Source organism: Domibacillus sp. A3M-37, assembly GCF_024213455.1.
Lineage (GTDB): Bacteria > Bacillota > Bacilli > Bacillales > Domibacillaceae > Domibacillus > Domibacillus tundrae.
On sequence record NZ_JANAVL010000001.1, the window covers coordinates 617,161 to 641,288 of the forward strand.

Below are 24,128 nucleotides of genomic sequence, written 5' to 3' on the forward strand. Positions count from 1 at the left end.
TTTATCTCACTTCTTTACAAAAATTCCTTCTACATAAGAAATTTTGTTTAAAGAAGTGGCGTTTTATTTCGATAAATAGTGATAAAGTACCTAAAAATCTGGTTTTCTAGCTGTTTGACCCGCTTATTCTAAAGAAAAAGTCCCGCTCCTTCTCTTAGCTTAATATTCATTATAAAGAACAAACGATAAAATGTATAGTATTTTCGAAAAGTTCTTTTATTCTGATCTGTAGTAATATATAAATTGAACGAAGATTCTTACTTTAGAAAACAGTGACTGTTTAGGCTGGTGTGTTTCGTATAGGTGCAAGGATGATCACCGATTTGTTTTGGAATCCATCCTGCTCAACAATCCCTTATGTGCGCAAGCATGAGTCGGTCCTGCAGAGGTTTTTGAACAGGGACCGATAGGTGAAGCCGGCCGGACTTCACCAAGTGGTTTGAGAAAACCGGTGAGTGTTCAAGCTGGTGCGCTTTGCTCTTTAAATGGATGATCGCTTCGTTTTAAATCGAAGCCTGCCACCCCCCCCTTTTCTTCTTTATCCTTACTCGTCAAAAAGCAGAGGCGGCGGGTGTGCGGCGCAGACTCCAGTGGGACTAGCGGGCCAGATGAGATTGGTGAAGCCGCAGAGCGGCGGAAACGAGCTCAGCGCCTGCCCTATGATGCGCGAAGCCGTGCTCCCGCCGCCATTTCGGCTCCTGTCAAAAGCAGCAAGCCAAAACGGCTCTCACACAAAAGTAACTGTAAAAAATGGTGATGAAATTGTTTTTTAGGCAGGCTACTCTTTAGCGGAGTTGATCGGTCACCGTGTGGCATAAGGAAAATGATAAGTTCAACTTATATAGTAAGAATTAAAATCTTTGATTTCCCGGTTGTTCAACACTACCCCAAGCAACTTCGCTTTAGCGGACTGAAGAAGCTCTTTCGCTTTTCGGGTTTTGTCGACGTTTGCTTTGCCGCTATTGACTACAAATATCGTCCTGTCACATTGGTTTGCGAGCACCTGTGCATCGGTTACCAAAAGAATAGGCGGTGTATCAACCAAAACATAATCAAATTCGCTCAGCACTTTTTCTGAAAATTCTTTCATCACGGAAGAGCCAAGCAGCTCGGCTGGATTCGGTGGAATGGGACCTGACGTAAGGACAAACAAGTTGTCTATTTTTGTTTTGCTAAATGCTTCCTGGCAGGAAATTTGCTTTACCAGTACGTTTGTTAAGCCTATTCTATTGGGAAGACTGAATACATGATGCAGCGTCGGCTTGCGCGTATCGGCATCGACAAGCAATACTTTTTTTCTTTGGTCTGAAAGAACAACAGCGAGATTCGCCACCGTCGTTGATTTTCCTTCTGCCTGTTCTGTTGACGTCACCAAAAGCATCCGATACGATTCATTGACAGATGAGAACAGAATATTAGTCCGGATTGTCCGGTACTGCTCCGCAATGAATGAACATGATAAAGAAGTTCCTATTTACTATTATTTTCTTGAAGTAATAGACTATAAACTATTATAGTTCTTATCATTTTGAATAACATTTTTTGTTTCATATTCATATTGCTGGTACAAAACACCTCTAGCACCAAATCCTTGTTTTTGAAAACTTAGCCCTTCATTTAAATAATAGCCTTTTTTCTCTACAGATGTTCCAAAATCAAAATATTTCATGTTTTCGAATGCTTGATTAATCAAATAATCAAATAAAAAATCTAATGCAGAAATTTTCTTTCCATTTTCATTAGCAGATATATATTGAACATGTGCTACATTCTTAGTTATGTAAATCACTGCTCCCGCAAGACACACGTCTTCTAAATATATGCTAAAAAGTTTAATATTATCAGGAAATAGTTTTTTCAACGTTTTTATTTCTGAAAGCTTGTGGACAGGACTAGCATTATGTGTTCTTTGTAAATTGGAAGTCAAGATATCCCAAAAATCCTCATACGAGTAATCAGTTTTTATTTCCAAATTATATTTTTGAGCTTTTTTAATTTTTCTTTTTCTACAAGAGTTATATGGTATTTTTTCATTTAAATTAATTACAGATGCAATACCACTGCTAATTAAGCTTGCATTTAAACGGAACAAAGCATATTCATCTTCTTGAGATGGAATGTCGGAATAAATATAAGGAATAGGTTTATAGACAACTTTATTTATGCCTTTTTCTTCTTTTAAATATTGATTGATAAGGGTAAAGTATAAAATTACATCCTCTATCTTTGTACCAGGAAGAATTAAAAGACCACCGTAAGTTAAACCTTTATGACTGAAAAATACATCATCTTCAATGTTTCCTGGCATTAACGCTACTATAAGATTTCTCTTTCTTATTATTAACGAACAATCAATAAATTTATCCAAGTGATAGTGTAGATAATCAATTTTGTGTAGAAAAGTACCATTTTTTGATTTATCGATAAAAATATCCCACTCTACTTTGTCTTTTTGACTATATTGGCTTATTGTATAATTTTCACCTTGTATCATTTTAATAATTCCCCTTTCTTCATACATCTCCTTGGCTATCTAGTCTTAAGCATCCTTTGGTAAACAATCATTTATTGACACAAATTAATCACTAAGCTGTTTCTTTTTGAGCTGTTTTTTTCTTTCAATGGCGGCGTTGTCTTGAATGGTTGTGACACTGCCTAACATGGGCAGTTCAAGTGGATTTTTCAATATCCTGTTTGGATTTAATCGGGTTATCCATGTATTTAAGCAAGAAGGCAAGTCCAACTCCTGCTATTCAGTCGGCGGCCATCGCAATCGCGATGTTTAAAAGCGGCTGTGGTTTTTCCGGCGCAGCATTTTCTTTCACTTCCACATTCATAATAATGCCGATTTCTTCCTGTAATACGTTCGCTGTTTCATTTGCTATATCTGCTGCCTTGCCCTGATCTTCATCCTGCATGGCAACATTCACAATCTGTGAATCCTGCTCGCTTGAGGCAATAATTTTCGCTATAAAAAGAACGGTACATGACTTCAATGTAAAATTCTCATTTCTTAAAAAGTCAAAAACTAAAAAAGCCCTCCACTTTTTTATGGATGGACTAATCTTTACTCTTTTAATTGCTGTCATTTTTTCTGCTTTAAATTTGTTATTTAATCAACAGTTTGAACTGACATTTCTTTACCAAGTTGGCTGCGAACCATATCAACCTGCAATTTACTTGTAGCGATGACAACCGACTCTCTTAACCCAACAGTCTCCAGTTGTCCCCACACGCACTGCACTATTGATTCCATTTGATCTTTTTTATTTTTTAAGATCTTCAAAAATTGCTTTGAACGTGCATCATTCAACAATGGTCATACACGTGTTCGAGAACCGCCTGATCATAAAACTAGTTTCAATTATTCACCATATTTTTCTTTTGAAAATGTTCTGCTACTTTTTCATCAACAAATTGCTTAAATTCTTTTTTAAATCGCTCCGGTGAAAAGCGAATCGCATTCTCACGGCAAAATTCTGGTTTAAACAACTTTTTGTTTTCTTCAAACTCAAGTATCGCATGAATCACCGCTTCTGGTTTTTGCTCATAAAAAAAAAGCCCTGTTGGCTGATCTGAGTGTTTATATGAAACAACCGTTTCAAGCGCGCCGCCTTTACCGAATGCAATAACCGGTGTACCGCAAGCTTGTGCTTCAACAGGTGTAATGCCGAAATCTTCCTCAGCCGCAAAAACAAATGCTTTCGCACGTTGCATATGATGTTTTAAAACATCAAACGACTGATAGCCAAGTAGTTCAACGTTGCTTCCAGCTTTCGCCTTAATCTTTTCAAAGTCTGGTCCGTCACCAATAACAACAAGTTTTTTATCCGGCATTTGACTAAATGCTTCCACAATCAATTCAATCTTTTTATATGGAACCATGCGGGAAGCTGTTACATAAAAATCTGCTTTTTCATGGTGTAATGTAAAGGATGATACATCAACAGGGGGATAAATCGTTTCAGACTCCCGGCGGTACACCTTCCAAATTCGGTTTCCGATAAAGTCCGAATTTGAGAGAAAATAATCTACTCCATTAGCTGTACGATAATCCCAATTTCGAATGTTGTAAAGCATATTGCGTACCAGTATTCCTTTTAAACCTTTATCTAAATCTGCTTCTTTTAAATATTGATGCTGTAAGTCCCATGCATAACGAATCGGTGAATGCACATAAGAAATATGCACTTGACCAGGTCCGGTAATCACACCTTTTGCCACCGCATGGGAACTAGAAATGATCACATCGTAAGCCGATACATCTAATTGTTCAATCGCTCTCGGCATAAGTGGCAAGTAGTTTCGGTATCGCTTTTTCGCTAATGGCAGCTTTTGAATAAAGGAAGTCGTCACCGGTTTATTATTAATAAATTTACGATGTTCCTGCTGAATAAAATCAACCAGACTGAATAAATCGGCTTCTGGATAAATATCAAGGATTTGTTCTAATACCTTTTCAGCTCCTGCATAAGTCACGAGCCAGTCGTGTACAATAGCAATTTTCATAAGCATTATTCTCCTAAGTACAAATTTACATTAATGTTTGAATATAATTCAGCAGCTTTTCAGTTGAATTTGTCCAATTATATTTACTAGTAAATTTAACTCCTTTCTTGCTCATTTGATCAACTAGTTTATCATTATGATATAATTCCATAATTTTTCCGATTAAATCCGACTCATCCAAAGGATTAAAATAAATAACTTGGTCTTCACAAATTTCTTTGATGCATTCATGATTTGAAGCAATCACAGGACAACCAAAGGTCATCGCTTCTAATGGTGGAAGACCAAATCCTTCATAGATAGAAGGAAAAACAAAAAACCTTGCATTCTTATACAAACATACCAGTTCTTCATCGGTTACATATCCAACCCATTTTATATTTGAATGGGTTTGTAAATCTTCGTTTGCAAACACGTTAGCTTGCTTACCGCCAACTATTATAACCTGTCCGTTAAAATCATCCATTTTGGATATAGCCTTGTGGATTATCTTAAAATTTTTATTAGGATTTAAACTGCTAACAGCTAAAATAAAACTTTTGCTTTCAATTCCATATTTCTTTAATATTTTTTCATCACTTTGCACATCCAATACATGATTCACACCGTTATTAATCACTGTAATCTTATTGTGGAGTTTAGGAAAATATTTAATTAATTCATCTCTTGAAAATTCGGAAACCGTGAAAATTCTCGTAGAAAATCTCGCGAAATTTTTATATAAAATTTTATACCATCTTATAAAGTTTTTTGAAAAGCCATCCGGTGCAGCACAAATAGCTGCATCATGAATAAAAACTACCTGATTTCTTTTAAAGATAGGTCCGGTGTTACAAAAGTTTATTAAAAGATTACTCCTAGCTAAAAAAGAAAGAGTAACTTGTTCCCAAAGATGGCCTTTAAAAAATCCAACTTCTTTAACTTCTATATTTTTTAAACCCAGCTCTTTATAATCGCCTTTTGGAACTAACAAGGTAAATAAACTTTTTTGTTTTAATGTATAGTTCTCCATCTGTTTATCTATTTCCTTAACAAATTCTTCAGCAACTCTTTGTACCCCTGTTGTTTTTTGCGTTAAAAACCTTCCATTTATATATATGCGTTTGTTCATAAAAAAACCTCTCATTATTTTATTGAGTTTCTTTATATTTAAACTTTATAAAGAATATAGCTATAAATATATAAGTGTATAAACAGAAAAATACTGTAACCCAAAGATCAGTCCTACCTAATAAAATCAAGTACAAAAAACAAATGACAAATGCCATTATATTGTTTTTAGCTAAGCGTATAGTAAATATATTTAAGAAAACAAATATAAATACAAATATAATATAGCCGTTTGTTCCAAAATTAAGAAATGCTTCACCAATCGGATGAGCGGCTATCCCTACATTGGTTAACCCCAAATTAAATACACTAAGCCCTAAAGGTATAAACTCCTCCACTCTCAAAAAGCCGGGAAACAAAGACCAAGCACCAACTTCATAGCCTGATAAATTTAACAATGCTGATTTTTGCTGCTCTCCTAACAATTCAAATATAAAATGAGAATACTGTGGCAGAATAAATTCTTGAAATGAAAGGATTACATTTTCAAAGCCCGACCAACCTTCTCTTACTAATGGTATTATCAACATAACTATAGCTGTAAAAAAACCCATGATTATTTTATTGGATTTTTTTATGCCTCCAAAGAATAGAATTGCAAGAAGATATACATAAATTTCTTTTCTTGCCCCTACCAATAGTAATGGAATCCAAGCTAAAAGAAGAATACTTATAAACAAAAACTTTCTTTTAAAATTTAACTTGTTATTTATTAAATAAGCTGTAAGTATGATCGAAATGGGTATCATAATAATTTGATGGTAAAATCCTGCCTGTTCTAATAGAACGCTCGCAAAAAACCTAGGGTTGCCTATTAAATTAGGTAAACCTACTTTAAATATCAATCTGTACCAAAAATAACTTCCTATTAAAAACATCAAAAAAAGCATTAAATTTATTTTATTAATTGAAAGAGTTTTTATTCTTTTTATAAAAAGTTGCTCACTGTCCTTTAAACTTTTATTTTTAAACATAGGAGAAATGATGAACAATATGAAATGGCTAAATATTATTGCCGCTAGACTCTTTAAAGTAACATCATCTATGATGAATTTTGGTATATCAAAATAAATAAAGCCCCAATTTGAGGCTATATAAGCTGAGACTGAATAAAGTGTTATAAAAACAGTTATAATAGAAAAATATTTACCGGCTCCTTTAAAAATTAAAATTTGAATTAATAAAAAGAAAATCCACGAAAAAACGATAAAAATAAATATACTTTCTCTAAATTCTGCAAAAAGAAGATACATTAGATAAGAAAAATCAATAAATAATACCATCAGATAAATAAAAATATACTTTAGGTCTCTTCGTTGCATATTATATTATCATCCTTAATAAAATTATTTAAAAAGCAGACCAGTAATTCTACCTTTAAACAAAAAGTAATAATATTTTCTTTTATTTTTATTAAAAAAGTAAATGAACGTTGCAACTAAAGGTCTAATAAGAGATTCACCTAATTTGTATATTGGGTATCTATGTTTACTCAATACTTTCGTGTAACCCGCACCATAAAGGTATGCTCTTTTAAATGATCTTTCATTATATTCAGTTAGTGGGTTGGGATGGACTACAACAATATTTTCTTCGTAATGGCCCTTAAAATTTGCCTCTAAGCAGTTAAGTATGAAATCTGTTTCTTCACCAGAACCAAATAAGGTTCCTGAGCCTGCTCCTATATGCTCGTCAAATCCACTAACAATTTTAAATACTTCTTTTCTGACAAATAAAGTTACTGATACTCCGCAATTCCAAACATTCATTTTATTAATATCACAAGATTTATGATTAAATTTACCAACTGAAACTTCACCATTTTCATCCTGGCATCTCCCGGTTAGCAAATGGTATTTTGGCTTATGATTAAAAAAATTAACAACTTTTTCTAAAGTGTCGGATTTGTACACGCAATCATCGTCTGGAAAACCTACTATGTCACCCGTAGCATATTTTAATCCTACATTTCTTGCCTTAGACAACCCAGGTTCGGATTTAATATATTTAATTTTTAAATGTTTACCTTGGTAATTTTTCAATAATTTTTCAACTTCATTATGTTTATTTTGATCAACTATAATTAATTCAAAATTTTGATGGCTTTGCAGCAATATTGATTTTATGAAATCGTCTATAACATCAATTCTGTTAATAGTTGCCATTACCAAAGAAACTTTCATAAGTTATCCACCTTTTATTAATTATTTCTTCGCTATCATTTCAATAGGGTTTCTTTCTTTTAATCAAACATTTTATAATAAAATATATTTGATATGATTTGGGAAGTTTTCGAACTTTTAACTCTTTAAAGGAATAGAATGTCCTGAGTATCGAAAGTCCATTGCTAGTACCCCTTGTACATACATCTAGCCACAAAAATCTCAAAATTTCATTGATATCGTATTCACTATAGTTAGATGAAGTTAAAATATTTTTTATTTCTTGTTGTGCTTGCAAAATTTCAATCTTTTGCAATTGGAGTTTCATATAAGGTTTTCGATTTAACATAATGCCTTTATTTTGTAGAGCTTGTTCTGATAAATTAAAAGTTCGTTCATATTGTTTATCTGAAAACTGTCTACTTATCCCATTTGGTGACAATCTATAATGCAGTAAATTTTTATTTAAATTTACTATTTTATACTTTTTACTTATTCTAACAAATAATTCATAGTCTTCTATATGAGTATAAAGAGGATCATAATAATAATTATTTTTTCGAAGTATTGATTTTCTAATCATTATTGAAGGATGGACAATACAATTGCCTATATGCAAATAGTTTCTTATACTTTTAAAATCAGTTAGAATAAGCGGTTTCAGTCCATGTTTCCCTATTACTTTGAACCCGGTTCCACATATAGCTATACTTTCATCTGAATTCATTTTTTTCACTTGTTTTTCTAATCTTTTGGGATGACTAATGTCGTCACAATCCATTCGAGCAATATATTCTCCTCGCGCCAATTCCAAACCCTTATTAAGTGTGGCGATTAGCCTTAGATTTCTTTCATTATTCACCAGGCGGATTCTCGAATCGCCATAAGATTTTATTATTTCTTCACTGGAATCGGTCGAACCATCATTAATAATCAAAAACTCAAAATCTTTAAAACTTTGATTTAATATGCTTTCAATGGCTTCTTTTAAATAAAGTTCACCATTGTAAACTGGCATTAAAACTGTAACTTTTGGCATACTACACCTCATAATTAATACATAAAATTATTATTACTGAATGGGCTGCCAAGACTCTAAGAATTTTTTAGCTATTTCTTTATGAGAATGATGGGATTCAGCGAATTTTCTGTTATTTTTTCCTATTTCTAATATTTCATCTTTTTGTTCAATCAGTTTTTCAATTTGGTTTAAAATTTGATTTACATTAGGCTGAATATTTATTATTTCCGATTCAATAAAATCTAGTTCTTCTAAGCACTCATGTTCACAACCACTCATAACAACTTTACCCATAGCCATACTATATACGGCATTCATTCCGTATGAATAACTTCTGCATTGATCAATAACTACATTTACTCTATTAATCATTTTTAAATATTCTTTTAAAGGTAATACCGGAGATATAATAATTTCAATATCATTGGGATATTTCTCTTTAGCAAGCTTCATCGCTTCAGTTATATAGCTAGTACCTTTAAATTCTGGACGAGTGATGCCGTGATAAAAAACAATTTTGCCTTCCCTAACTATATTTTCTGTATAAACAATATTTGAAACATCTATTGGTAACGGGATAGTTTTCATTGTTTTAGATGCAAAAATGCTGTTACGGTAACTATGAGCGTATTCATACATTATCGGAATAATACCATCTACTTTATTTAAAACTCTTTTTTGTAGTATATAATCTAACTTTGTATGGTATGGCAACTCTTCTCCTTTTAACAAATCATTGTCAAAAGGCGTATATTTTTGAAAGGCCTGTCTTAAAACTGCTTCAGAGTAAAAATAATCATCTCCTGCAGCTAAACAATAAACCTTTTGATTGCTCTTAAAAATTTTATCATAAAACAAAGTTATATATTTATTAGGGGTTATATAAGGATTTATAAGCTGGACAATATCAAATCCATTAAACTCATTGATAATTTTATTCAATTCGAAAAATTTACTTATCTTATTGTCTCTCTCTAGTTTGAGGCTTATATCACCATGTATACCTTTTTTTCCATCACCGTCAGAGGCTAAAACTACTTTATGACCCAGTTCTTCTAGTCCCTTTTTCAAATTAGTATGAAGACCACTGTATTCCCCTAATAACAAAATCTTTTTCATTAAAATTAGCAGAAATAAGTAGCATGAATATAAGACTACTTATTTCTACTATCCTCCTCTCGAATAACAATCTCCCATTTTTATAAAGTGGATTTCATGGAATTAATAATTTTAAAATACACTTTTATCATTATGAGCATATAAATCATATACATTAAGCAATAAGCTAATGTCACACCTACTATTCCAAAAAAGTCTATAAGAATATATGCTAAAATTAAATAAGTCGCACCAGAAATCAGTTCAGTAATTATAAATAATTTAGTCATAGCTTTTGCAATCATTAAATATCCTAGTACCCAGCTACTCATTTTGAAAAAATCACCGATTAATTGAAATAAAAACAAATCGCTCATCCCGAGAAATTCATCTGTAAATAAAACATGTATGATGGTATCTCTCAATATATATACAAATATTATTATGATCCCTACTAAAGGCAAAATTAATTTATAACTCTTTTTGATTTCAGTTCTGAGATCCTCTGCGTTTTTTATTTCAGATAACCGAGGTAAATAGTACGTAGTCAAAGCAGTAGTAATAACAAGCAAATACATATTCGATATTTTATTTAAAGCTTCCCAATACCCTGCACTATCTAATGAAACCTCACTAATGATTATATTTCTAATCACTAATTGTACTATTGGTATACATAGCATTGTAGTAAATGACATTAACGAAAATTTGAACAATTGAGTATAGACGGTTTTGGGGATCAAAGAATTTATAATTATCCTAAAATTGCTTATTGTTTTTTTCTTAAATAAATAAACCGTAGTTATAATTAACACTACTGACTGGGTTAGCACCAAGGATAACAAAACTCCATAAAGACCTAAAGTAATAGTCATTATAGTAGTCATTATTAAAGAAAGAATACTTGCTACTATGTTAGAAGCTATATATATCTTTATTTGTTTTAACCCATTTAAAAGAGCTAGCAAATAACTGTTTAAACTAATAAAAATTATAGTTATTCCTAGTAAAACAAAAATACTCTTATAATCAATGGATTTAAAAGCCTTTATAGAAAGCCATTCCTTAAATAAAACTATAAGAATCCCTGTAATTAAAGAACATGTTATCGTTATTATTAGAGACGCTTTAAGATATTCATTTCTCTTTTTGTTATTATCATTAAACTCGGCGATATACTTTGTAACTCCAGAATTTATGCCACCCGTCCCCGTATTTATCAAAATGTTTAAAATGTTTTGGAAATTACCGATAATTGCTATACCAGAAGGTCCAATATAAACAGCTATCACCTTATTAACTATTAAGCTTGTTAACATCCTAATAATTGTCGCTATACCTGAGAGGAAACTTGTTTTCAACAAATTCATGGTCTTGTTTTCTTCTTTCTACACTATTTGTTAATAATGGTTTATTCTATCGACAATTTGCTTTACTTGATCCATATTAAGGACTGGAGAAATAGGTAAACTTAAGACTACCTAGCAATGTTTCTACAATGTTCGTTTTCTTTATCTAAATAAGGTAATTTAACTCGCAAAATAGCTGCCTGTATTTCATCCAACCGTGTTAATCTCCTCCTTATTAGCTGTTTGGCCATATTTAACTTATTATTTAATTACAAAATACTTTTTATTAGTAGGCACCTTTTCTCAACAAAACAATTTCAACTGTTTTAAATAGAATCCAGGCTTCAAGTTTTAAAGACTGATTTTCCACATAATAAAGCTCCACATCTATACGTTCTGGATAATGTACAGAACTGCGTCCGCAAACTTGCCAATACCCGCTCATACCTGGCTTAACAGACAAAAACTGATTTACTTTTGGTCCATATTCTATTAATTCTTCTTCAATAACCGGTCTTGGTCCAATTAAACTCATTTCACCTTTTAAGACATTGATGATCTGTGGAATTTCATCCAAGCTGGTCTTACGTAAAAAGTTTCCTAGCTTCGTAATGCGTGGGTCTTCATGCGGCTCCAGTTTATAACTATTGGCTATATATTTTTCGTATAGCTCATTGTTTTCTCTTAATTTCTGGTCTGCATTCATCACCATGGAACGGAACTTATAAATATAAAAGATATTTCCATCTTTCCCCACGCGTTTTTGCCTAAAGAAAACGGGTCCTTTATTATCACCAAACATATAAAATATACTAACAACAATTAGTATAGGCAGTGTTAAAATGAGCGCAATCATTGCCCCAATAATATCAACCGTTCTTTTAGTAATGGCAAATGTTTTCGAACGTTCTTCGTAACTTGTAAATGAACCGATTGACTGATAAATAGACGCTTTTTGAGTACCTAACTGCCTATTATCCAACCCTCTCCCTGCCTTTCACCTTTTCCGCTTGTTCCAGTAAAAATTTCACTAATTCTTCATTAATTTCTTTGTCCTGCAATGCAAATTCAAGCGTTGTTTTGACGAATCCAAGCTTTTCATCGACATCGTACCGGTCACCTTCGAACTCGTACGCGAAGACGTGCTGAATTTCATTTAATGCTTGAATAGCGTCTGTGAGTTGAATTTCCCCGCCTGCACCCTTTTGTTGCTTATCCAGAAATATGAAAATTTCCGGCCTTAAAATGTAACGACCTATAATGGCCAAATTGGATAGCTGTGTACCCGGAACTGGTTTTTCTACAAAGTTATTAACTTGGTAGCGCAAGCCTTGTTTCGAAGATGGATCAACAATTCCATAACGATACGCTTCATGATCCGGCACCTGCTGAACGCCAATAATGGATGATTGTGTTTCTTCATATTGGTCAATCAACTGTTTTAAGCATGGTGTGTCGCTTTGAATGATGTCATCTCCAAGCAATACGGCAAATGGCTCATCACCAATAAAGTTACGGGCACACCAGACAGCGTGACCTAGTCCTTTTGGCTCTTTTTGGCGAATGTAATGAATATCGGCTAAGTTTGATGAATGACGTACTTTTTCAAGCAGATCCGTTTTGCCTTTTTCGCTCAAATTACGCTCAAGCTCCGCGGAAGCGTCAAAGTGGTCTTCAATCGCACGCTTCCCCTTACCAGTAACAATAATAATATCTTCAATACCCGAAGCGATGGCTTCTTCGACTATGTATTGAATCGTTGGTTTATCGACTATCGGCAGCATTTCTTTTGGCAGTGCTTTCGTTGCAGGGAGAAAACGAGTTCCAAGCCCCGCTGCTGGTATAATAGCTTTTCTTACTTTTTTCATTGATTGGATCCTCCCTTTCTATTTTAAATAGCAAATGGAAACACACAGGGATTGTATGTGCTTTCATTCGCTATCTATTTAGCTTTTTTGTATATTTTAATAAACCTGGGCATTTAACCCGCCCTCACACCACACGCTTGACGACAAGCGTCTAAGCGCTCCGTTCCCCGGAACACCACCGCACAGCTGAGTGCCTCCATTGATAACGGTAAAGGAGACATGACCGATGTTAATAAGATATAAAGTTGTAATGGCCGGTTTCTGGTTTTTCACTTTTGGCGTTAAAACAAATGAAGGGATTTCTTTTGCCGGTGACAAGATCGTGCTCTCTTTCAGGATTTAGCCTCGTTTAAACTGGATTTGGCATTTGCTTGGAAATGGTTTAGGAAGCGGAATCCATAGTTCATGCGTCAGCACAAAACTAAAAACATGCGCTAATGAAATGTGGGCGTCGGATGCAATAAAATGGGCTAAGTTTGCTTCGATACTTGTTCACCCAATCTCCTGGTGATTTTTCCACTATCCCGTTAATCGATGCTGCAATAACTTAAGAAAGAGCGCCTTTTTTAAAGAATGTATACAGTTTATCCGGCTACTTGTTTTTCATTTTTAAATTGCAGTTCCTTCTTGTAAATTTTGTTCGTTATTAAGAACATATATTCCTGCTTTTTCCCGCTTCTTTACAAAAATTCATGCAGCACAAGAACTTTTGTTTTAAGAAGCGGTCTTTTATTTTCAAATATAGTAAACAGAGTACGGAAGCCTTGATTTCTAGCTGTTTGACTCACTTATCTTATAGAAGAATTGCAGCTCCTTCTTTAGGCTTACGTTCATTATAAAGAACAAAAAGTAAAATGTATAGTATTTTTTTAAAAAAATTTCTTTTATTCTGATCCGTAGTAATAGTAAGAATTAAAGTCTTTGATTTCCCGGTTGTTCAAAACAACCCCAAGCACTTTCGCTTTAGCGGACTGAAGAACCTCTTTCGCTTTTCGGGTTTTGTCGATGTTTGCTTTGCCGCTATTGACGACAAATATCGATCCGTCACATTGGTTAGCGAGTACCTGTGCGTCGGTTACCGAAAGAATAGGCGGTGTATCAAATAAGATATAATCAAATTCATCCAGCGCTTTTCCTAAAAATTCATTCATCACAGAAGAGCCAAGGAGTTCAGCTGGATTCGGTGGAATAGGACCTGATGTGAGTACAAATAAGTTGTCTATTTTTGTTTTGCTGACCGCTCCTTGATAGGAAACTTGCTTTACCAGTACGTTTGTTAAGCCTATTTGATTGGGAAGACTGAATACATGATGCAGCGTCGGCTTGCGCGTGTCGGCATCGACAAGCAGCACTTTTTTTCCTTGATCGGCAAGAACAACAGCGAGATTTGCCACCGTCGTCGATTTTCCTTCTGCCTGTTCGGTTGACGTCACCAAAAGCGTCCTATACGATTCGCTGACAGACGAGAAAAGAATATTGGTCCGGATTGTCCGGTACTGTTCCGCCATTAGTGACTTTGGATCGGTTTCTGTAATAAGTGTGCTTTCTGAATGAAGCTTCGCCCCTTGCATTTTCCGTCTAAGAACCAATTGTCCCACTCCCCACTGCTTGTTTTTTGAGAGCCGTTTCTTTTTTCTTAACAGCGGCTTTGTCGTGGATAACGGCGACACTGCCTAACACCGGCAGTTCAAGCAATCTTTCAATATCCTGTTCAGACTTAATCGTGTTATCCAGGTATTCAAGCAAGAAAGCAAGCCCGATCCCAGCCATTAAGCCGAAGACAAGACCAATTACAATGTTTAATAGCGGCTGAGGCTTGATGGGCGCTTCTGCCGGCTGCACTTCTGCCGTAGCCAAAATGCTGACGTTATCGACGTTCATAATCGTAAGAATTTCTTTTTGGAATACACTTGCTGTTTCATTGGCAATGTGTGCGGCGGTCTCTTGATTTCCATCCTGTACCATGACATTGACCACTTGTGAATCCTGTTCATTGGCTACTGTGATTTTAGAAGAAAGCTGTTCTGGTGTCAGGTCCAGATCCAGGTTTTGGGCTACTTTCTCCAGGATGGCCGGTGATTTTATAATAACGTTGTAGGTATTGATCATCTGCAGATCCACCTGCATTTCAGCCGAATCATAAAGCTGCTGTTCTGTTTTAGCCTGATTGACGAGAAGCTGCGTGGATGCCTGGTAGACTGGCGTTAAAAGAAAAAAACTGATCATGCCACTGATCAGTGCCCCTGCCATCGTCACAAGCACAATCAATTTCAATCTTTTCCGCAACGTTCCCATGAGATCTTTAAGACTAATCGCTTCTTCCATAGATACCCTCCTGTAATTGCAAATATTTAAATTGGATTATAGCAAAGTATTCGAAAATAATTTGTCCTTTTTTGATGTCCAATCACCAAAAGTTTTGTATTTTTCCGCCAAAATTATTGTAAATATTAGTATTAAAATGGATTAATTTGTTAAAATAATGACCGTAAAAGAAAAAAGAGCATGATAAAGCTTGTTGTAGAATCAACTATTTTAAAACCTTTTTCAGTTTGATCCTCTATTGTATTCGCTTTCATCTTAAATTCGACAAAGACAGCTCAAAAAAGCAGAGAACCATTTCAAGGTTCTCTGCTTTTTATTCTATTGCCGCAATATTTGTTAAATCAAGACTTTTACCCATCCGAAAAAGGACAGCCAAAGTGAAACGTTCAGCAGCATCCCCCCTCTAAGTCCTTTCAGAAAGCTGCCCTCTTCATGCTGATAATTCTTTGACCACTCATAATCTGCGCAAATAGTCGCCGCATGATGAATCTTATTCAGCTTCATCAGCAAATTCTTTCCATGATGCAATGAGTGTCAGCTGACCGTCTAAATCAAATTTGCCAAACCACTGAAATTTTTCTGCACCGAAATAGTTAGGCAACTAAAAGTATCGGCCGACAGTTCTCTCATAATAAAATAAATAGCAAGCCTTATTCTTTATCTACAATCATTAACTTCATATCCATTGCATTTAATACTTTTATGATTGTTTTTAAAGTAGGGTTTACTCTCATTGTTTCTAGTCTTCCAATAGCAGCTTGATCTAGACCTGTCATTTTCTCAAGATCTTTCTGGGTAATTCTCCGTTTCTTTCTTTCACGAACTATATTTTGGACAAATTTATTTTCCTCTTTTGAGATTCTCTGCCCTGCTGCGGGTTTATCGGCCTTTACTACTAATGATTCCCTTCTTTTTGCTTTCAGTTCCATTATTTTATTCTCTTTCTTGGCTTATTTCCAACTTTGATATAATAAGCATTGTCATCTAGAGTTTTAAAAAACTTGATTCCAACCCACTTTAATGGTGTCCAAATTTCTTTCATGGAATATAGCGGCATAAAAATGTTCCCCTCTATTAAAAATTGTACGGAAATCGTATTCGACAACTGGCTGGCATAGTTTTGTCACCTTAGCCCCTCTAGTTTTGCGTCACCGTTTTTCAACGACTCTGCCTTTTCGCACAATATTTGGGTACATTCCCATTATAAACCCCTACACCTATTTTTTTAAGTCTATTCGTTCGACAAATTCCCACAAAAATAGCGCTCCGATTACGAAGCGCTCGCTCAACAGTTTGAACCAATTGCTCAGTTCCATGACTAGCCTTCACTTTATCCGAGCGGAGGACTGACCCCAAAAATAGACACCATTAAAAAAGCAGAAAGCCATTTCAAGGCTCTCTGCTTTATATTCTATTGCCGCACTATTACGTTAAAGTAAGATTTTCATCCATCCGAAAAAGGAGATCCAAAGCGGAATGCTGAGACCAATGCCCCATCTTAAGCCTGTAAAGAGTTCAGGTTCGCTATAAAGTCGGTTCATAGGATACAACTCCCTCATTTTTGAAAGCGCTTTAATTTATTATACCCCATTATCAAATTCATATTCATGCCCTTTCTCACTCTTTTTTAAACAAACAGGCGAAACAATCGCAGCCAGCCAAAAAAGGACAGCCAAAGAGGAATGCTCAAGCTAATCCCCCATCTGAGCCCTTTCAAACAGCTGCCCTCTTCATGCTGATCATTCATATTTATCACCTTCCCCGTTATGGTGCTACTAGTATAACCAGGAAAAGTGAAAATAAAATGAAATTCAGTCCTTTTCGTACAATTCTAACGGCAGCCCGTCCGGATCGCTGAAAAACGCAAAGCGCCTGCCGGTTCCTTCATCAATGCGGATCGGCTCCACCTCTACACTGTGTTCCTCCAGTTCCCGTACCGATGCCTCGATATCTTCTACTTCAAACGCTAAATGACGCAGCCCCTGTGCTTCCGGGTAACTGAGGCGCCCGGGTGCATCCGGAAACGAAAATAATTCAATTTGATCAGAAGCTCCTACACGTAAATCAAGCTTATAAGACGCCCGCTCCGCCCGATACGTTTCTGCTAAAATCTCAAATCCTAAAATGTCTGTATAAAAACGCTTTGACCGCTCGTAATCAGAACAAATAATGGCGGTGTGATGGATTTTAACAATATTCATGAAATCACCTTTTTCAACTGTTTTATGTTGGCCTGATTCATTTATTTTCTTTATTAGCTCATACCCACCATAGGAAGAGTGCAGTTCGGTCCAAATGAAACAGCCAGCGCATGGCTCATAATGTATCATATAACCAATTAAGAAGTCAGAAGTTTGTTCTTAACAGCTCAAAAGCTATTTAACGAGCCCTTGCAAAATTCAGTTTATTAACAGAAATACTCTCTCCTTTTTGTTGCTTATGAAAAACGTGTACCAAGTTGCTTCTACTTCGGTAATCATTTTTGCTGTAGTAACGCCCATGGATAAGGATTTCATTTTTAACGATTCACTCATTATAGTTCCACTCCTCACTGTAATGACTATTGATTTACTATTGTGCAGTATTAAATGAAATCGGGTATCTGAATACTTTAAAACAGCTTATTTAATAAGATTGAGTATTCAGTTTTTTTAAACTAAAAAAAACACAATATTGGCGTATAGTCATCCGTTATTGTGCGCTTCCATCCTAAAGATGCTTTATTGTTTTATATACAACTGGACGATGAACCTAAACCTATTCGCCGTACTTTTGCTGGTGATACCTTTTCTTTTGGTTTAATTCTTTTTTCACTTTTTCATTGATGCACCCTGTTTCTAAATATTCATATTTTAGAAACTGATACTTATGCCAGCCGCGCTTTATATCGGCAAGCATTTTGGATAGCCCCTGAACATTATCCATTTGTGTTGAATGAAATAACGGTGAAGCGTCACATACCTTATCTGCTGAATGGCCGAGATGCAGGTTAGAAACGTCATTCCTTACATTTTTCTCAATCATGTCTTTCTCCCTCTGATTCGCACGGAGGTCCGTATTCGGCAACTGGCTGACATTGTCTAAAGACTTTAGTCCCTATAGTTTTGCGTCACCACTTTTCAATGGCTTTGCCCGTTCGTACGATTCATTTTTTATAGTACAAATACACTATACGAAATTTATCAGAATAAATAAATGAGAATAAAGTCCCGTTTTGTCGAATTTTTCTTATGTTTTTTGACATAGCTGCATGTAATTTACATCCGACTGGTGCTTACGCTTCATTCCTATCACTTCAGCGCTAAACCGCGGGTACGCAATCTGAAGAGCCATTTGCTGCTGATCCGCCGTTAACCCGCCCGCTGATACTTTGTTGTATCAAGCAATTTCTTCTGCCGAAAAGCGGCTGAACACAAACTGCATCGCTTCTTCCCTTTAGCTGAAATGAAGCCCGCCAGATCCACCTGCTTCAGCTGTTGGCTCTTCCTGTACAAAAAACTCTTTTCCTGCCTGTATCTGTTTCTTTTAACAGTTCATTTGCTTCAGCCGGAATTTCCTTTATCGGCTCCGATTCTTCAACAACAGGCTCGACCTCCGCCACTTCTTCTTCTAAGGGCCCATCCTCTTGCACAGACTCCACTGCTTCAGGCTGTTGAAGATTTTGCTCAACTTCCTTAGCAAAGTCCACCGACTGCTTCTGTTTATCTTTCCCCGACATCCAGACCGCCGCAACGATTACAATCGTACAAAGTAACACGATCGCACCGAGCCACTTTTCTTCAAGCCAATCACCCCTCCAAATCCACAAACTTATACAGCCGCAGCACATACCCCGGCAGCTTCACAAATTCCTTCGCCGTAAAAAGAATGTTTTGTTTGTCCCAATACCACGCCTGTCCATTGCGCAATGACGATACATACGTCAGCTCAATCCCGCTGTCACGGTATACATGCTCAAACACGAGCTTCACCCGCCGCATATGATAATCAGACGACACAACAATAGCCGAATCAAAGCCCTTCTCCACCATCATCTCTTTCGTATACAGCGCATTCGTATAGGTACTCGTCGCCTCTTCCTCCAGCAGGAGATCCTGCTCCGACACGCCAAACGCCACCGCTTCCTCCACTGTCATCCCGGCTTCATTGGCAAGCGACAGCATCACCTGATCCGCATAGCCCTCATGATACAAATCCGCCGCTTTCTCAAGACGGCCAACATCCCCGCTCAGCGCAATAATCACATCCGCGTTCTTCGGCTCCTCATTAACAACAAGAAACAACCTCGCCAGTGGAAACAGTACCACAAAACCAACAATCGCAAGGAAGGCATACTTCATCCTTTTCAACTTCACACCATCCTATTCTTTAGTTAATCACCGCACTAAAGCGAATATACCTAACAAAAACAACCCAGCCGCAACACTAACGGCCAGGTTGTTCACTTCCCTATCAAAAAATCACTCAGAAACCTTCACACGCTTCACCATTTCCTGAATGACCGCGATCACACGCTCCTGCTGCTCCATCGTCATATTGGACCCGGAAGGCAAACACAAACCGTTCTCAAATAACTCATCCGACACACTGTAATCTTCCGCATGCGGATAATACTTGGCTTCTTCAAACAGCGGCTGCATGTGAAGCGGCTTCCAGACCGGACGCGCTTCAATGTTGTCTTCGGCCAAGCGGTCAATCAGCTCCATTGGCGTGAACCCAACTTTCTCCCGATCAATCGTCAGCGTCGTCAGCCAGCGGTTATGCTTCGTGCCGTCCATTTCCGGCATAAAGTTAAAGCCATCCACTTCACCAAACGCCGCCACGTACCGATCAAACACTGCACGGCGCGCCGCTACACGTTCATCCAACACTTCAAGCTGCGCACGGCCCACTCCGGCCAAAATGTTGCTCATCCGGTAATTATAGCCCGCTTCGCTATGCTGATAATGCGGTGCTGGATCACGTGCCTGCGTCGCCAAAAAGCGAGCTTTCCGAAGCGCTTCCTCATCATTAGAGACAAGCATCCCACCACCGGACGTCGTAATGATTTTGTTCCCATTAAACGAAAAGACGCCAAACTTCCCGAACGATCCGCTTTTCTTGCCTTTAAACTCCGCCCCAAGCGATTCCGCCGCATCTTCTACAACCGGAACACTGTAGCGATCACAAATCGCCATAATCTCATCCATCTTCGCGCTCTGGCCGTACAAATTCACGACAATGACCGCTTTTGGCAGCACCTCTGCCTCACGTAGCGCACGCTCCAGCGCATCCGGTGACATATTCCACGTATCCGGCTCTGAATCGATAAATACAGGTTCCGCGCCCTGATACAAAATCGGATTTGCGCTTGCAATAAAAGTAAGGCTTGAGCAATAAATCACGTCTCCTGCCTGTACATCCAATAGACGCAGGGCTAAATGAATCGCCGCTGTCCCCGAACTGACCGCTGCTGCATCCGCTACACCTGCATACGTGGCCAGCTCACGCTCAAAATTGTCCACATTCGGACCAAGCGGCGCGATCCAGTTTTGGTCAAACGCTTCGTTTATGTATAGCTGCTCCCGTCCGCTCATATGCGGCGATGACAAGTAAATTCTTGATGAATCTGCCACCTTTATCACCCTCCTAAAAAGAAAATAAAGTTTCTGCTTGGCAGAAACTTCAAAAATATCATTCTTAATAAAGAAAATTATTGTTCTTTATTAAGAATGATGCTATAATCTACCTATCAACTGATAACGTCACTTTATTAACACTTTAGATTTGACCACAGCAGGCACCCCAACGGCCGTCTGTTCATGTGGTATATCATGAACCACTACTGCTCCGGCACCAACAACTGCCCAGTCGCCAATCGTTTTACCTGGAATTACTTTTGCACCTGCACCAACATGAGCACCCGTTCCGACAGTTACATTCCCGGTCATCACACTGCCCGGAGAAATATGTGCATAATCACCAATAAAATTATCATGCTCTACAATTGAACCAGAGTTGACGATCACATGAGAACCGATTACAGCATCTGCATTAATAACCGTGCCCGCCATCACAACTGATCCGGGACCAATATGCGCAGATGGACTGACAAACGAAAAAGGATGAATAAGCGTTTCAAAAGTAGCCCCGTAATCATACAATTCTTTGGCAATCTTTTCTCGAACCCAATTTGTCCCAATGGCAATTGTAAAAACAACGTCATGGTCTTTCGCCAATTTCTTTGCCTCAGAAACCGGCCCGAACTGTACACCGTCTTTATATGAAATATCCGTATACCGGTCATCTAATACAGCAATGAGCGTATGCCCACCTAATGACTGAATCGTATCCTGAACCACCTTGCTGTGACCGCCGTGCCCAATTACTACTATCTTCCTCACGCCTTCACCACCTCTTCGCTTTATAACGTTCCCTATCAATCTTCCATCTACCATTTTATTATGTTTCAACCCAAAATGCTACTTTGCCATTTTTGCGAAATCACTTTGATCCAAATGTATCCTTTTTCGTTCCTGTAAATTTTGTCATCGTCACATGCCCCTGCTGGCTGACACCTTCCGACTTAAATACTTTCATCACTGTCATCACCAAAATCTTCAAATCCAGCCAAAACGACCGGTTCTCCACATACCACACATCCAGCTTAAACTTCTCTTCCCACGAAATCGCATTGCGTCCATTCACCTGCGCCCAGCCAGTAATCCCCGGCCGCACCTCATGACGCCGCGCCTGATCCGGCGTATACAGATCTAAATATTCCATTAACAACGGACGCGGACCAACAAGACTGATATCCCCTTTTAGCACATTAAACAGCTGTGGAAGTTCATCCAGACTCAGCTTCCGCAGCAATTTGCCAAACGACGTCAGCCGAATATAGTCCGGCAGCAATTCCCCATATTCATCTCGCTCGTTCGTCATAGTACGAAATTTATAGACAAAAAATGGCTTACCGTTTAAGCCTGGGCGCTGCTGCTTGAAGACGATTGGTGTACCAAGCTTGAGACGGATCAATAGAGTTGTAATTAAAATGACAGGTGAAAGCAATATCAACCCCATAAATGCACAAGCACAATCAAAAATCCACTTCATAGTCTACGCCTCACTTAAATACATCTGAAATATAAATTATTCCATCTGCTTTTTCCCAATATTTCCAACTTTTTTTACTTTTGGGTAACCTAAACCACTTATAAACAAATCGTCTTTTTGAACTTCGTAAGCACTAATATCAATTCAAACATCCACTGGATAATTTTTCAATGTACTGTGTAACCTCCCTTCTATTGGAATCACCGTCCCAATCATCGATTTAGAAGCAATCCGACAAAAGAAATACAATTAGTTGTGCAACATCCATTGGCTATCCAAGGCCTAATGGATGTAAATTTTTTATTTTTCCCTATTGTGCTTGCCCGAATTTTTGACTAATACTTTCTGACATATGCGTTTCCACAATTCTAGGGCCAGACAATTCACTCTAATTTGTCTATTTGCCATTTCTATTGCTGCAGATTTTGTTATCTAAATAACAGCTCTTTTGATACACTATACGAAATAATACCAGGTTCTTCCACTAGAACTAAAGCAGAAAATAGCAGAACAATCGAACCGCCGTTAAGGATAATCTTTTATTGCTACAGGCTTTCAATAATTGATTGATTGTTTCAATATTAGCGCTATTATTCTTTTCGTTTGTTCAAAGGAAACTGTTCTAAATGGTGGCACTTTATGCACTCCAGCTGCATGAAAAAGTCCATGAATTTCACCTTGCTCCTTTGAGATGCTTTTCATGAGATCGACAATCGTTTCTATCTCATTTAAATCATGGGAAATAAAATTTTAATTAGGCATAAGTTCTTTCCACTGTTCAAGTCGCTCATTACTACGTTCCAAAAGAATTAAATTCGCGTTTAACTTATTCAATAACAAAGATGTTTCACGACCAATTCCAGAAGTAGCGTCAGTGATTAAAATAGTTTTCCCGTTTAAAGAAATCATAGCAGTATCCTTTCAGTAGTCCATAATAACAAAAGAATCGCTCTATCAGAGATAGTGAATTTTTAGATTCACACTTCCGCCAGAGCAATATCTATATTATTTAGTAGACTTTTGATCAATATAATTTAATGTATCACTATACTCATTTAAAATTTTCACTTCCTCTTCGCTTAAAGTAAAATCAAACTGTTCATCTAATACTGCATTCAAAGAAATTGTAGCCATAGAATCCCAATCTTCTAATATATCTAATACTGTTGCAGGTGTAACGTCTTCCACATCTACCATTACGATCTCTTCCGCAATAGTAGTCATTATACTTTTATCACAGTCCACCAACAATTTTCATTAAATATTAGATCAGATGAACCAACATATGAAAACTTAATATTTGTATCTTTATACACTCTGTCAAAAATCATCAAACTATCATATGATAGTTTGATGATAAAACAAGAACAGACTTAAAACTTTTTTGCTTAATAAGCTTTTTAGAAAAAACGAATTTCTATAAGCACTGTCAGCTTTTTCTCTGTAATAATGGATTTATTAGGTATCCCTAGTTCAAATGCATGTTTTTTCATAAGTTGAGCCATTGTGGTGTTCTGATAAACTTCACCACCTGAAGTCATTTGTCTCCACTCAAGACTAGTATAACATCTGCTCTTGTGATTGGATCCGT

The 24,128-nt window shown here is 36.7% G+C and carries 27 protein-coding genes, 1 pseudogene and 2 riboswitches; of the genes and pseudogenes, 1 reads left to right on the forward strand and 27 read right to left on the reverse strand.

All coding sequences use genetic code 11. The features are described from left to right. Nucleotides 1-614 precede the first annotated feature (614 nt). Nucleotides 615-773, forward strand: a complete 159-nt coding sequence (locus NLX67_RS03065; RefSeq protein WP_254310337.1) for a hypothetical protein — start codon at nucleotides 615-617, stop codon at nucleotides 771-773. A 59-nt stretch (nucleotides 774-832) separates the two neighbouring features. Here the strand turns inward: NLX67_RS03065 and NLX67_RS03070 are convergent, their stop codons facing one another. From NLX67_RS03070 to NLX67_RS03190, 27 genes and pseudogenes are all read right to left on the reverse strand, one after another. After that, a complete protein-coding gene (locus tag NLX67_RS03070) occupies nucleotides 833-1,474 on the reverse strand; it encodes a CpsD/CapB family tyrosine-protein kinase (RefSeq protein WP_254310489.1) in 642 nt (213 codons plus the stop codon). 27 nt (nucleotides 1,475-1,501) lie between these two features. Then, nucleotides 1,502-2,494 (reverse strand): GNAT family N-acetyltransferase, encoded by a 993-nt coding sequence (locus NLX67_RS03075; RefSeq protein WP_254310338.1) that lies wholly within the window; start codon nucleotides 2,492-2,494, stop codon nucleotides 1,502-1,504. Nucleotides 2,495-2,753: 259 nt separating this feature from the next. Continuing rightward, complete coding sequence (locus tag NLX67_RS03080; protein ID WP_254310339.1) at nucleotides 2,754-2,996, reverse strand: YveK family protein; 243 nt, start codon at nucleotides 2,994-2,996, stop codon at nucleotides 2,754-2,756. 131 nt (nucleotides 2,997-3,127) lie between these two features. Then, a pseudogene (locus tag NLX67_RS03085) lies at nucleotides 3,128-3,316 on the reverse strand (sugar phosphate nucleotidyltransferase); the annotation flags it as partial. Nucleotides 3,317-3,360: 44 nt separating this feature from the next. Continuing rightward, nucleotides 3,361-4,509, reverse strand: coding sequence for a glycosyltransferase family 4 protein (locus tag NLX67_RS03090; RefSeq protein ID WP_254310340.1), 1,149 nt, complete (start codon nucleotides 4,507-4,509; stop codon nucleotides 3,361-3,363). A gap of 25 nt (nucleotides 4,510-4,534) precedes the next feature. After that, on the reverse strand, nucleotides 4,535-5,620 hold the full coding sequence (locus NLX67_RS03095; protein WP_254310341.1) for a glycosyltransferase family 4 protein: 1,086 nt from the start codon (nucleotides 5,618-5,620) through the stop codon (nucleotides 4,535-4,537). Nucleotides 5,621-5,639: 19 nt separating this feature from the next. Then, nucleotides 5,640-6,941 carry a hypothetical protein gene (locus NLX67_RS03100; protein WP_254310342.1) on the reverse strand — a complete coding sequence of 434 codons (1,302 nt, stop codon included), beginning with the start codon at nucleotides 6,939-6,941 and terminating at the stop codon, nucleotides 5,640-5,642. A 24-nt stretch (nucleotides 6,942-6,965) separates the two neighbouring features. Further along, nucleotides 6,966-7,802, reverse strand: a complete 837-nt coding sequence (locus NLX67_RS03105; protein WP_254310343.1) for a glycosyltransferase family 2 protein — start codon at nucleotides 7,800-7,802, stop codon at nucleotides 6,966-6,968. Nucleotides 7,803-7,842: 40 nt separating this feature from the next. Then, nucleotides 7,843-8,820, reverse strand: coding sequence for a glycosyltransferase family 2 protein (locus NLX67_RS03110; RefSeq protein WP_254310344.1), 978 nt, complete (start codon nucleotides 8,818-8,820; stop codon nucleotides 7,843-7,845). Nucleotides 8,821-8,853: 33 nt separating this feature from the next. Next, nucleotides 8,854-9,921: a glycosyltransferase family protein gene (locus NLX67_RS03115; protein ID WP_254310345.1), complete on the reverse strand. Its 1,068-nt coding sequence runs from the start codon at nucleotides 9,919-9,921 to the stop codon at nucleotides 8,854-8,856. 80 nt (nucleotides 9,922-10,001) lie between these two features. Next, a complete protein-coding gene (locus tag NLX67_RS03120; protein WP_254310346.1) occupies nucleotides 10,002-11,270 on the reverse strand; it encodes an O-antigen translocase in 1,269 nt (422 codons plus the stop codon). Between the two features lie 265 nt (nucleotides 11,271-11,535). Further along, nucleotides 11,536-12,183 (reverse strand): sugar transferase, encoded by a 648-nt coding sequence (locus NLX67_RS03125; RefSeq protein WP_309143104.1) that lies wholly within the window; start codon nucleotides 12,181-12,183, stop codon nucleotides 11,536-11,538. A gap of 40 nt (nucleotides 12,184-12,223) precedes the next feature. After that, a complete protein-coding gene (galU, locus tag NLX67_RS03130) occupies nucleotides 12,224-13,117 on the reverse strand; it encodes a UTP--glucose-1-phosphate uridylyltransferase GalU (protein ID WP_254310347.1) in 894 nt (297 codons plus the stop codon). A gap of 96 nt (nucleotides 13,118-13,213) precedes the next feature. After that, entirely contained in the window at nucleotides 13,214-13,435 is a 222-nt protein-coding gene (locus tag NLX67_RS03135; protein WP_254310348.1) for a hypothetical protein, read from the reverse strand. A gap of 566 nt (nucleotides 13,436-14,001) precedes the next feature. Next, nucleotides 14,002-14,706, reverse strand: a complete 705-nt coding sequence (locus NLX67_RS03140) for a CpsD/CapB family tyrosine-protein kinase (protein WP_305882016.1) — start codon at nucleotides 14,704-14,706, stop codon at nucleotides 14,002-14,004. Then, the gene (locus NLX67_RS03145; RefSeq protein ID WP_254310349.1) at nucleotides 14,696-15,442 is read right to left on the reverse strand and encodes a YveK family protein; all 747 of its coding nucleotides are present in this window, start codon (nucleotides 15,440-15,442) and stop codon (nucleotides 14,696-14,698) included. Before NLX67_RS03145 ends, NLX67_RS03140 begins: the two co-directional genes overlap by 11 nt. A 650-nt stretch (nucleotides 15,443-16,092) precedes the next feature. After that, nucleotides 16,093-16,371, reverse strand: a complete 279-nt coding sequence (locus tag NLX67_RS03150) for a helix-turn-helix domain-containing protein (RefSeq protein ID WP_254310350.1) — start codon at nucleotides 16,369-16,371, stop codon at nucleotides 16,093-16,095. A 168-nt stretch (nucleotides 16,372-16,539) separates the two neighbouring features. Then, nucleotides 16,540-16,624, reverse strand: a riboswitch (cyclic di-GMP riboswitch). A gap of 629 nt (nucleotides 16,625-17,253) precedes the next feature. Next, nucleotides 17,254-17,643, reverse strand: coding sequence for an SMU1112c/YaeR family gloxylase I-like metalloprotein (gloA2, locus tag NLX67_RS03155; protein ID WP_254310351.1), 390 nt, complete (start codon nucleotides 17,641-17,643; stop codon nucleotides 17,254-17,256). Between the two features lie 198 nt (nucleotides 17,644-17,841). After that, entirely contained in the window at nucleotides 17,842-17,976 is a 135-nt protein-coding gene (locus tag NLX67_RS22715) for a hypothetical protein (protein WP_256519528.1), read from the reverse strand. 223 nt (nucleotides 17,977-18,199) lie between these two features. Next, the gene (locus NLX67_RS03160; protein WP_254310352.1) at nucleotides 18,200-18,466 is read right to left on the reverse strand and encodes a hypothetical protein; all 267 of its coding nucleotides are present in this window, start codon (nucleotides 18,464-18,466) and stop codon (nucleotides 18,200-18,202) included. Nucleotides 18,467-18,500: 34 nt separating this feature from the next. Further along, nucleotides 18,501-18,585: riboswitch (cyclic di-GMP riboswitch) on the reverse strand. A 326-nt stretch (nucleotides 18,586-18,911) separates the two neighbouring features. Next, nucleotides 18,912-19,250 (reverse strand): hypothetical protein, encoded by a 339-nt coding sequence (locus NLX67_RS03165; RefSeq protein ID WP_254310353.1) that lies wholly within the window; start codon nucleotides 19,248-19,250, stop codon nucleotides 18,912-18,914. Beyond that, nucleotides 19,231-19,782 (reverse strand): YdcF family protein, encoded by a 552-nt coding sequence (locus NLX67_RS03170; protein WP_254310492.1) that lies wholly within the window; start codon nucleotides 19,780-19,782, stop codon nucleotides 19,231-19,233. Before NLX67_RS03170 ends, NLX67_RS03165 begins: the two co-directional genes overlap by 20 nt. Before the next feature lie 120 nt (nucleotides 19,783-19,902). Further along, nucleotides 19,903-21,066 carry a DegT/DnrJ/EryC1/StrS family aminotransferase gene (locus NLX67_RS03175; RefSeq protein WP_309143101.1) on the reverse strand — a complete coding sequence of 388 codons (1,164 nt, stop codon included), beginning with the start codon at nucleotides 21,064-21,066 and terminating at the stop codon, nucleotides 19,903-19,905. 120 nt (nucleotides 21,067-21,186) lie between these two features. Then, complete coding sequence (locus NLX67_RS03180; RefSeq protein WP_254310354.1) at nucleotides 21,187-21,825, reverse strand: acetyltransferase; 639 nt, start codon at nucleotides 21,823-21,825, stop codon at nucleotides 21,187-21,189. A gap of 100 nt (nucleotides 21,826-21,925) precedes the next feature. Further along, nucleotides 21,926-22,537 (reverse strand): sugar transferase, encoded by a 612-nt coding sequence (locus tag NLX67_RS03185; protein ID WP_254310355.1) that lies wholly within the window; start codon nucleotides 22,535-22,537, stop codon nucleotides 21,926-21,928. Nucleotides 22,538-23,287: 750 nt separating this feature from the next. After that, on the reverse strand, nucleotides 23,288-23,446 hold the full coding sequence (locus NLX67_RS23170) for an SDR family NAD(P)-dependent oxidoreductase (RefSeq protein ID WP_375143342.1): 159 nt from the start codon (nucleotides 23,444-23,446) through the stop codon (nucleotides 23,288-23,290). A 96-nt stretch (nucleotides 23,447-23,542) separates the two neighbouring features. Further along, nucleotides 23,543-23,734, reverse strand: a complete 192-nt coding sequence (locus NLX67_RS03190; protein ID WP_254310356.1) for a hypothetical protein — start codon at nucleotides 23,732-23,734, stop codon at nucleotides 23,543-23,545. Nucleotides 23,735-24,128 lie beyond the last annotated feature (394 nt).

Coding starts and splice junctions, on each gene's coding strand:
- NLX67_RS03075 (WP_254310338.1), bottom strand. CDS start 2,494: ATGATACAAGGTGAAAATTATACAATAAGCCAATATAGTCAAAAAGAC.
- NLX67_RS03090 (WP_254310340.1), bottom strand. CDS start 4,509: ATGAAAATTGCTATTGTACACGACTGGCTCGTGACTTATGCAGGAGCT.
- NLX67_RS03095 (WP_254310341.1), bottom strand. CDS start 5,620: ATGAACAAACGCATATATATAAATGGAAGGTTTTTAACGCAAAAAACA.
- NLX67_RS03100 (WP_254310342.1), bottom strand. CDS start 6,941: ATGCAACGAAGAGACCTAAAGTATATTTTTATTTATCTGATGGTATTA.
- NLX67_RS03105 (WP_254310343.1), bottom strand. CDS start 7,802: ATGAAAGTTTCTTTGGTAATGGCAACTATTAACAGAATTGATGTTATA.
- NLX67_RS03110 (WP_254310344.1), bottom strand. CDS start 8,820: ATGCCAAAAGTTACAGTTTTAATGCCAGTTTACAATGGTGAACTTTAT.
- NLX67_RS03115 (WP_254310345.1), bottom strand. CDS start 9,921: ATGAAAAAGATTTTGTTATTAGGGGAATACAGTGGTCTTCATACTAAT.
- NLX67_RS03120 (WP_254310346.1), bottom strand. CDS start 11,270: ATGAATTTGTTGAAAACAAGTTTCCTCTCAGGTATAGCGACAATTATT.
- galU (WP_254310347.1), bottom strand. CDS start 13,117: ATGAAAAAAGTAAGAAAAGCTATTATACCAGCAGCGGGGCTTGGAACT.
- NLX67_RS03145 (WP_254310349.1), bottom strand. CDS start 15,442: ATGGAAGAAGCGATTAGTCTTAAAGATCTCATGGGAACGTTGCGGAAA.
- NLX67_RS03150 (WP_254310350.1), bottom strand. CDS start 16,371: ATGGAACTGAAAGCAAAAAGAAGGGAATCATTAGTAGTAAAGGCCGAT.
- gloA2 (WP_254310351.1), bottom strand. CDS start 17,643: ATGAATATTGTTAAAATCCATCACACCGCCATTATTTGTTCTGATTAC.
- NLX67_RS22715 (WP_256519528.1), bottom strand. CDS start 17,976: ATGAGTGAATCGTTAAAAATGAAATCCTTATCCATGGGCGTTACTACA.
- NLX67_RS03160 (WP_254310352.1), bottom strand. CDS start 18,466: ATGATTGAGAAAAATGTAAGGAATGACGTTTCTAACCTGCATCTCGGC.
- NLX67_RS03170 (WP_254310492.1), bottom strand. CDS start 19,782: ATGAAGTATGCCTTCCTTGCGATTGTTGGTTTTGTGGTACTGTTTCCA.
- NLX67_RS03185 (WP_254310355.1), bottom strand. CDS start 22,537: ATGAAGTGGATTTTTGATTGTGCTTGTGCATTTATGGGGTTGATATTG.
- NLX67_RS23170 (WP_375143342.1), bottom strand. CDS start 23,446: ATGATTTCTTTAAACGGGAAAACTATTTTAATCACTGACGCTACTTCT.
- NLX67_RS03190 (WP_254310356.1), bottom strand. CDS start 23,734: ATGGTAGATGTGGAAGACGTTACACCTGCAACAGTATTAGATATATTA.